Origin of the sequence: Microcystis aeruginosa LEGE 91341, assembly GCF_015206885.1 — a bacterium.
Lineage (GTDB): Bacteria > Cyanobacteriota > Cyanobacteriia > Cyanobacteriales > Microcystaceae > Microcystis > Microcystis aeruginosa_H.
Genome location: NZ_JADEXY010000010.1, coordinates 41948 through 50561, shown reverse-complemented (window position 1 = coordinate 50561; position 8614 = coordinate 41948). Strand labels below are relative to the sequence as shown.

Sequence of the window (8614 nt, the reverse complement as noted above, 5' to 3'; positions counted from 1 at the left end):
GTGTTGGGGTGTTGGGGTTTTAGTTGAAATTCCCCATTTCCCCATTTCCCCATTTCCCCATCTTACTCGCTCTTTTGCTCTCTCTGGACTGACTGCTGGCGGCTCTTTGGTGATCACCGGCCTTGTCAGGGGGAACGAGAAGGGGGAAAATGAGAGCAGTGTTAAATTTTTATGAAGTTTGGTTCTGTGGACAAAATTCGTACTGTTTCCGATAGTAAGCGTGATTTTTATACTCGCCACACCCGCCCCATCAATTCGGTATATCGGCGCGTGGTTGAGGAATTATTAGTTGAGATGCACCTGCTCTCCGTTAATGTAGATTTCCATTATGATCCAATTTATGCCCTTGGTGTGGTTACTTCTTTCGAGAAGTTCATGGAAGGCTATCGTCCGGGGGAGGATAAACCGAATATTTTTAATGCTTTGTGCCAAGCGGTTAACGGTAATCCCGAAGTCTATCGTCGTGATGCCGAAAATATGATCGCTATTGCCAAAGAAACTAATATTGATTCCTTGCTTTCCCAACTGCAAAACCCTGCTCTAGGTGGTAACAATCAGTTGTCTGATAGTCTAGTTTCGGTGATAAATGCGCCTAAGTTTAAGTATAGTCGCCTGTTTGCCATCGGTCTTTATACTATTTTAGCCGAAGCACAACCGGACATAATCAAGGAAAAAGAAAAACGCGAACCAATTTTGCAAAAGTTCTCAGAAATTCTGCATCTCTCCAGCGAGAAACTGCAAAAAGACCTCGATGTTTATCGCGGTAATCTCGATAAAATGGATCAGCTGCTCAAGGTTATCGAAGATGCTCTAGAAGCAGAAAAGAAAAAACGTCAACAAAAAGAACAGGAAAAACAAACCACCCTGCAATAAATAAAGGCTCTCAACCGGAAATTACCGCGTGCAGACAAGGGAATAGGGAACAGAAAAAGGATTAAATCGGCTCTCTTTCTTTACTGTTCCTTCTGACCTCGTTCTACAATTAGGATCGGCAACCCTCAATATTTATTTCCCGTGACTAACTCCTCCATCACCGCACCCGTAACCGATATTTTGGCAAAAGCGCGGTCAGGGGCAAATTTATCGGCAAAAGAAGCGATTATCTTGCTAGAAACTACCGATAACCGTTTAATTGCCCAGATTCGGGAAACAGCCGACTTTTTGCGTCGTCAACAGGTGGGAGATACCGTAACCTACGTGATCAATCGCAACATTAATTTTAGTAACATTTGTGAGCAGCATTGCAGTTTTTGTGCATTCAGACGCGATGAAAATGAAGAGGGAGCATTCTGGCTTAATTTAGAGGAAATTATCGCTAAAGCGACGGATGCTGTCCGTCGCGGGGCCACGGAAATTTGTATGCAGGGAGGATTAAACCCAAAAGCCAAGATTAGGGGCAATTCCTTAGACTATTACCTCGAAATTGTTAAAAACCTGACACAAGCTTTTCCCGACCTGCATTTACACGCTTTTTCGCCCCAAGAAGTCCAATTTATCGCTAGAGAAGACGGTTTAAGTTACGAAAAAGTTATCGCTTCCCTGCAAGAAGCAGGAGTCAATTCTCTCCCGGGGACGGCTGCCGAGGTGTTAGTGGATGAGGTAAGACGGGTAATTTGTCCGGAAAAAATCGATGCCGCCACTTGGTTAGAAATAGTCGGTATTGCTCATCGCTTGGGCTTACATACCACCAGTACCATGCTCTGCGGTCATATTGAAACCCCTAGCCAACAGGTGCAGCACCTTGAAAAAATTAGAAAACAGCAAGAAATCGCCCTAGAAAATAATTATCCAGCTAAAATCACCGAATTTATTTTATTGCCTTTTGTGGGACAATCAGCCCCCAAACCCCTGAGAAATCGAGTCGGACGAGATCAACCAATTTTAGCCGATACATTAAAATTAACAGCAGTGGCGCGGATTTATCTGGGCAATAGCATTAAAAATCATCAACCCAGTTGGGTAAAATTGGGCTTACAGGGGGCGACAGAAGCCTTAAACTGGGGTTGCAACGATCTGGGTGGTACTCTCATGGAAGAACATATTACCACTATGGCTGGGGCCCTGGGCGGTACTTGTTTGACCGTCGAGGAGTTAGCAACGGCGATTAAATCCCTCGATCGCCCCGCCCGTCAACGGGATACAATCTATTAGAGTCTATTTAACCCGAATCCTGGATTAGCTGAAAGCTCGATCCGGGATTCAGGCTAAAACTTTCCTTCTCCCGTCCGAGTCCTGACAAAATCCCCCTAACCCGAACTGACGTTAATTGAGTATTAAGAAGGTGCGCTATTGAGATAGTTATATTCTCCGACCTGATAGATCAAATTAGCTACGAGTCCTGTCCAACCTGTTTGATGGCTTGCTCCCAGTCCTTGACCCGTATCTCCGTGAAAATATTCGTAGAACAGTATTAAATCCTGGCCATCAGGGGTTTTGAAAAGCTCACGAAGTTTTGGGTTATCTCCGTAAACTGGTCGTTTCCCTGACCAATCAGGCAGGAAAATACGGATTAAGCGTTTGGATATTTCTACCGCTACTTGTTTAAGAGTATTTCTTTCATGTTCTCCAGTGGGAAACTCCACTTTAAACTCATCTCCTAGACAGTCATGAGTGTAATTATGAAACTTATAAAGCGAATCAATGATTAGAAAATTCACAGGAAACCATATTGGACCGCGCCAATTAGAATTACCTGTATGTACAGGACACTTCCCTGCCTCTCCTGGTTCGTAGAGAATTCTGGAAGGTAAAACACTGTTATGCATATCTTTCATGAAGCAAGGAATCGAGTAAGGTGAACCAAACTCAGAGTTAGGATCGTGAATTTTTGAAAGACTGCGAATACCATAGTCGCTCAAAAACTCCTGTTTATCCAGTAGCTTTTTGACGATTAATTGCAACTTATAAAAGTCAACAATTGACAAATACATCTCTAGGTTATTATTATTATGCTTGTCTGCGATGTAGAAACTTTCATATTTCCCTCTCAAGTAATTAAAGTCGGCTCCTGGCAAGAACAATTGGGACAATGAATTAGAGTTAGAGAACTTAGATTTAAAAGCATCGATTATCTGGTTTTGATATTCCTGACTTTCGGATTCAAAAATATCAATCGCACATAGGGGAATCAAACCGACTAATGAACGATACTTTAAGGGAAACTCTAGGGTCAAATTTTCCTGAACAATACTGAGAATATCGTAATAGAATTCATCCTTCTGATCCCACAAATGTGTTCCATTTTTTTCAGTCATATCATTAATAGCATTGGCGATATTCAGGAATTCTTTGAGGAACATGGTGGCAGCTTCTATCTCTTCGCTAGATGGGTCTTGACTTCCTAACTCTATGGCAATTCTCAGCATATTTAAGCAGAACATAGCCATCCAGCTTGTTCCATCTGCTTGTTCAATTTTTACATCATCATTTTTAAAGTGACTGCGATTTATGAGACTGATATTATCTAGTCCTAAAAAGCCTCCACTAAAAAGATTCTTTTCGGGTATTTTTTGAACTTCTAACCACCAATTAAAGTTATTATTCAGCTTGTGAAATATCTTTCTTAGGAAATCTTTGTCCGAAAAACCATACATATCTTGCTCAATTTGATAAACTTGCCAAGCTCCCCAAGCGTGAATAGGTGGATTACCTTCACTAAAGTTCCATTCAAAAGATGGTAACTGTCCATTAGGATGGATATACCAGTCTTCTAAAAATAGACACAATTGTTCTTTAGCAAAATCTGGGTCTATTAAAGCAAAAGTAACAGCATGAAAAGCTGAATCCCAGACAGCATACCAAGGATATTCCCATTTATCTGGCATAGAAATTATGTCTTCATTATGTAGATGAGTCCATTTCTGATTACGGGTGTTGTCGTTATTTCTGATGTGTTCAGATGTTTTTTGTGGTGGGTATATTTTATGCCACTTTCTGTCTTGATATGACCAATCTCCTTTGAGCCAATCTTGAACTATATAATAATAAAATTGCTTGTTCCATAGCATTCCTGCAAATGCCTGTCGTTGAACTTGTCGTTCCTCATCTGAAATTGGAAAATCTGAAGGAGTAATAGCTTGATAAAATGCGTCAGTTTCTTTCTTGCGCTTGTCAAAAACCTCCTTAAAATCACTTCCAAAAGGATTAGCATCAGGTAGTTTATCTGGCGCAATATCTGTCAAGCGCAACCATATCACTTGAGATTTATTAGCTTTAATAGTGAGGTTATAGTGAGCGGCTGCTTTTGTCCCTTTCTGTTCAGGGTTGACTTTATCTAGCTCTTGATTAACTACATAATTGTTGATTCCGTCCTTAACATATTGACTCGCATTAGGAGTATGGAAAATGCGTTCGTTGTTAGTTTCATTTTCAGTAAATAACAGAGGAGTATCTCCTTGACAATAGAGATAATAATCACCTAACTCGCCATGATGAGCTTTAATCACCATATTATTGCCAGTTTTTTCCAAAACTCTCTGCAAACTTGGTTTTTGTTCTTCTCTTTCTGTATCTTCTAACCAAGACCAAGTGTTACGAAACCAGAGAGTAGGTAAAATATGTAGTGGATGAGCTTTGGAGCCTCGATTCCGAACAGTAATTGTAATTAAAATATCTTCAGGAGTCTTCTTGGCATATTCGACAACAACATCAAAGTATCCCTCGTCGAAACAATTAGTATCAATTAGCTCATATTCAGGGTGTTCTTCTCCTCGATTATACTTAGCATTTCTTCGTTTTTGATTCTCTTCAACGAGATCATCATAAGGAAATTTATAAGGATACTTATACAATGCCTTCATATAAGAATGAGTGGGGTTATTATCTAAATAGAAGTAATATTCCTTGACATCTTCCCCGTGATTTCCTTCCCTTTCTGTTAGTCCAAAAAATCGCTCTTTAAGAATAGTATCTTTACTATTCCAAAGAGAAATAGCAAAACAAAGATGCTGACGCTCATCAGAAATTCCCAATATTCCATCTTCTCCCCAACGGTAGGCACGAGAACGGGCATCATCATGAGTAAAATAGTCCCAAGCACGACCATCCTGACTATAATCTTCTCGGACAGTGGCCCATTGGCGATCGCTTAAATAGGGACCCCATTTTTTCCAAGGGATATTTTGTTCACGGACTTCTTGCAAGCGTTTGTATTCTTCAGTTTGTTTCCGAGCTTCTTGCAAGCGTTTGTATTCTTCAGTTTGTTTCCGAGCTGCCACGAAGGAATTATCTTTTTGGGTATCTTGAGTTGTCAACATGACTTTTCTCCTTTATCTTCATTTTTTGTCCTGTACTTAGCTTTTTGCAGTCCCTATATTTTTTGTCCTGTACTTAGGTACTTGGTATGATAGTAATCAAGAATCTGTGTTGCCATTTCATCCGCTAATTCTCTTGCAGTACGGAGCGAAATAAACTTATTTAAAATATTATTTTTTATCCATTCTGCCATGTAGTAAATCAATGTGTTGTCAAAGCCATCTGCTCTTTTCCAGTATCCATTTTTACAATTAAGTTCATAGATTTCTGCATAAGCTTTTCCGGCCTGTTCATAAATATCTGGTAGAGTAGATTCCCAAGTTGTTCCACTAAATAACCTCATATATATTTGGTTGATTTTACTTTGATATTCTCTAGACATGATCTTTAACTCCTTATGTATTTTTCGACGTTCTGATGTTCATACAATTTTGTAATGTACTGGCTAACAGTATCTTTCCATAAGAACCGAGATTTTTCTGCTTGCTGGCAAATTTCTTGCCATTGAGATGGATTATTAAGTTTGACTTCAATCGCTTTTAAACAAGATAAAACCAAGTTATCTACTTGTTCTTCAACAGAATCACCTCCAAAAACAAAACCATTAAATCCGTCAATAACTGTATCTTTCAATCCACCAACTTTATGGACAAGACAAGGCTGACCATCACGCATAGCTAACATCTGACTAATGCCGCAAGGTTCATAGGAACTTGGCATCAGAAAAAAGTCGCCATTAGCATATAAGGCTGCCGCACAATCTTCTGAACCAAAACCATTGAGAAACACAAAATTGTCAAACTGAGAAGTGATTTCAGTCAAAAATCTTTCATATTCTGTCTCACCAGTACCAAGTAATATGTAAATTCCCTGTTTTCCAAGTCCCTCTAAAACTCCACTAAGACCAGATATAAATTTATTTCCTGATGCCTTCATCAAATAGAGTTTTTGCTCTACAACCCGACACACGCTGGTTAATATTATTGGAGGTTTTTCTGAGAGATAGCTTAGTTCGGTTAACCGTTTATGGGCTAATGAGCAATTAGGGGAAAGATATTTTGCTGTTTGCTGCCATTGGATAATTTCTGCTTTTAATAGACTTATCAAGTCGGAAAAATTGAGCTTGGGAATAATCCGTTTGTCGGGATACTCACATCCCAGTAAAATTCCAAAGAGCCGACCTTGTTGGAAAGCCACTAAAAGCTCTTTTTCCAGTCCCTCACCACCGTAAAAACGAGGCGCTTCAGTAGGGCAGAGGATTTCTTGAGCATAGGAGGGGGAGTCCGTACTGATGGCATCAGCCAACTGAATTCCAGCTTTCATTAGGTTAACGTGGTCTGACCATCTTGGATCTGCCAGCTTATCTGGGTCGTATTCTAAGTCTGGATACCAAGTCTCTAAGGAGGACGCAACTCCGGCAAACGGACGCACCCCCTGATAGGACAAATTATTGATAGTGTATACCGTTCGGATTTTCTGGAGAGTTTGGTAATTTGGGTGATAGGCACGGAGGATGAGAAGACAGGCAGAATGCCAGTCATTGAGATGGATACAGTCAAGATGTCCGAAAATTCCCTGTTCAATCCCTTGAGCTACGGCGATGCAGAAAAGAGCATACCTTGAAGCATCCGTTTGACAAGGTTCTGAATCTAAGTCGTGATGGTAAATTTCGTATCGACCGTTTTTATCCAATGAAACCAAACCTGGATGATGAATGACCAGTTGCTTGACCTGATTGGAGTTTTCCCCTACAACTTGGAAAACTTGGGCTTCCTCGTTCTTTCCAGAGAATTGGAAAGTAATAGTGCCGAGAAATTGGGAACTTGGGGATTGATGGAGAAAGCCATAGGAAGGGATAACAACAGATACTTGACAGTCTTGTTCTAGCAGTTCTGATGAAAAGTCTTTAACAAAATCTCCAAGACCTCCTACTTTAGCACCCAAAAGATTTGCATTTTCTGAGCCAACTATAAGGATATTGAAAGATTTTTTTTGTCCCATATAACCCCCCAATTTAGTCGTAGCGTGACGGATAGACTGTTGTTTGTTGCAGGGAACCAATCGTTTCTAATATAGAAGATACTTAGTAATGACCTCACTTTCCTCCTTGATTAATTTTTTCAATTGAGAAATATCATTTTTGTTCAGAACAAAAAACCATTGTGCCATTTTTTTCAATCCATCTTCAAGGGATGTTTTGGGTTTCCAATTGAGACGGGCGCAGGTATCAGAACAGTTGATAGCCTGAAAGGGATTCTCATTGGGGGCATAATCAATAGCACTATCTTGATTAAGCCCAACATGGCAAACTCCCATCTCTTTACACCACTCTGAATTGGCATCCGCTACAATGGACTGAATCATTCGGGCAAGATTGCTAACTCTGATGAATGGTTCTCCGTTTTCGCTATAGCTGCCATAATCAGATAAAGCAAAATGAAAAGTTGGTGTCAAAGATTTTTCCTCTTTTCCCTCTAGAGAAGGCCCTGATGATGTTTCGAGTTTTTGTTCATCTTGGTTAAGATATGAGGCCGCCCTTATGTAACCAGCAATGATATCAGTAATATAAATAAACTGACGACCATTGCGGGTATATTTTATGAAAATCTCATGAGGTACTTTGACGGCGGAGTTAATAAATTGGGGAATAATTCTCCTAGGTGCAGTATCACCGTATCCAAAAACATTCGATGCTCTTGTAATCCCAATAGCTGGCAATTGAGAGTAGTAAGTTTTGTGGTAGCACCGGACAGCTAACTCCATCGCACTTTTGGAGGTATCGTAAGGTCCGGCGTAACCGACTGGGCTACTTTCCAAAAAACCCTCTTTGGGAATCTGGCGATCACCAAATACATGATCGGTGGAAATGACTAATATTCTTTCTCCAATTTCTAGCTGCCGACAAGCTTCCAATATGTTAATCGTACCCATCGTATTGACCATGAATGCTCGTCTAGGATCGTGCTGAGCAACCGGCACCTGCGCTTTAGCAGCGAGGTGAAAAATAATATCTGGCCCCACTGCGTTAATAACATCAAAAACAAGTTGGCTATCTGATATGTCTAATGAAACTTCAACCACATCCTGACTCAGATCGAAAAGTTGGTAAGCTGAGTGGGGGTGTCTGACGTTGTGAATGGGAATAGTAGCATAAACCTGAGTGCCAAGCTCCAAAAGTGCTTTACATAACCAACTGCCTTTAAATCCCGAAGCTCCAGTCACCAGAACCTTTTTCCCAGACCACTGGTCTCCTAATAGTTGGGAGATAGGCATTTCTTGCATGGCTATAACCTCCTTTTCTCTGAAAAAGTGTCTTATGAGGTTCTGACCTGATTCTATCGAGAAGCAAACTAAGTATAAC

6 protein-coding genes are annotated in these 8614 nt (G+C 40.4%); 2 read left to right on the top strand and 4 right to left on the bottom strand.

Translation table 11 applies throughout. The annotated features are described in order from the left end of the window. The first annotated feature begins 186 nt into the window (after positions 1-186). Complete coding sequence (gene psb29, locus IQ234_RS03215) at positions 187-873, top strand: photosystem II biogenesis protein Psp29 (RefSeq protein WP_193956012.1); 687 nt, start codon at positions 187-189, stop codon at positions 871-873. Positions 874-1014: 141 nt separating this feature from the next. After that, the gene (cofH, locus tag IQ234_RS03210) at positions 1015-2151 is read left to right on the top strand and encodes a 7,8-didemethyl-8-hydroxy-5-deazariboflavin synthase subunit CofH (protein WP_193956010.1); all 1137 of its coding nucleotides are present in this window, start codon (positions 1015-1017) and stop codon (positions 2149-2151) included. A gap of 122 nt (positions 2152-2273) precedes the next feature. Here the strand turns inward: cofH and IQ234_RS03205 are convergent, their stop codons facing one another. From IQ234_RS03205 to IQ234_RS03190, 4 genes are all read right to left on the bottom strand, one after another. Beyond that, a complete protein-coding gene (locus IQ234_RS03205; protein ID WP_193956009.1) occupies positions 2274-5255 on the bottom strand; it encodes an MGH1-like glycoside hydrolase domain-containing protein in 2982 nt (993 codons plus the stop codon). Positions 5256-5308: 53 nt separating this feature from the next. Next, entirely contained in the window at positions 5309-5635 is a 327-nt protein-coding gene (locus IQ234_RS03200) for a hypothetical protein (protein ID WP_061432052.1), read from the bottom strand. A 5-nt stretch (positions 5636-5640) separates the two neighbouring features. After that, positions 5641-7254 carry a glycogen synthase gene (locus tag IQ234_RS03195; protein WP_193956008.1) on the bottom strand — a complete coding sequence of 538 codons (1614 nt, stop codon included), beginning with the start codon at positions 7252-7254 and terminating at the stop codon, positions 5641-5643. A 66-nt stretch (positions 7255-7320) separates the two neighbouring features. Next, complete coding sequence (locus IQ234_RS03190) at positions 7321-8535, bottom strand: NAD-dependent epimerase/dehydratase family protein (RefSeq protein WP_193956007.1); 1215 nt, start codon at positions 8533-8535, stop codon at positions 7321-7323. Positions 8536-8614: the final 79 nt, after the last annotated feature.

Coding starts and splice junctions, on each gene's coding strand:
- IQ234_RS03195 (WP_193956008.1), bottom strand. CDS start 7,254: ATGGGACAAAAAAAATCTTTCAATATCCTTATAGTTGGCTCAGAAAAT.
- IQ234_RS03190 (WP_193956007.1), bottom strand. CDS start 8,535: ATGCAAGAAATGCCTATCTCCCAACTATTAGGAGACCAGTGGTCTGGG.
- IQ234_RS03205 (WP_193956009.1), bottom strand. CDS start 5,255: ATGTTGACAACTCAAGATACCCAAAAAGATAATTCCTTCGTGGCAGCT.
- IQ234_RS03200 (WP_061432052.1), bottom strand. CDS start 5,635: ATGTCTAGAGAATATCAAAGTAAAATCAACCAAATATATATGAGGTTA.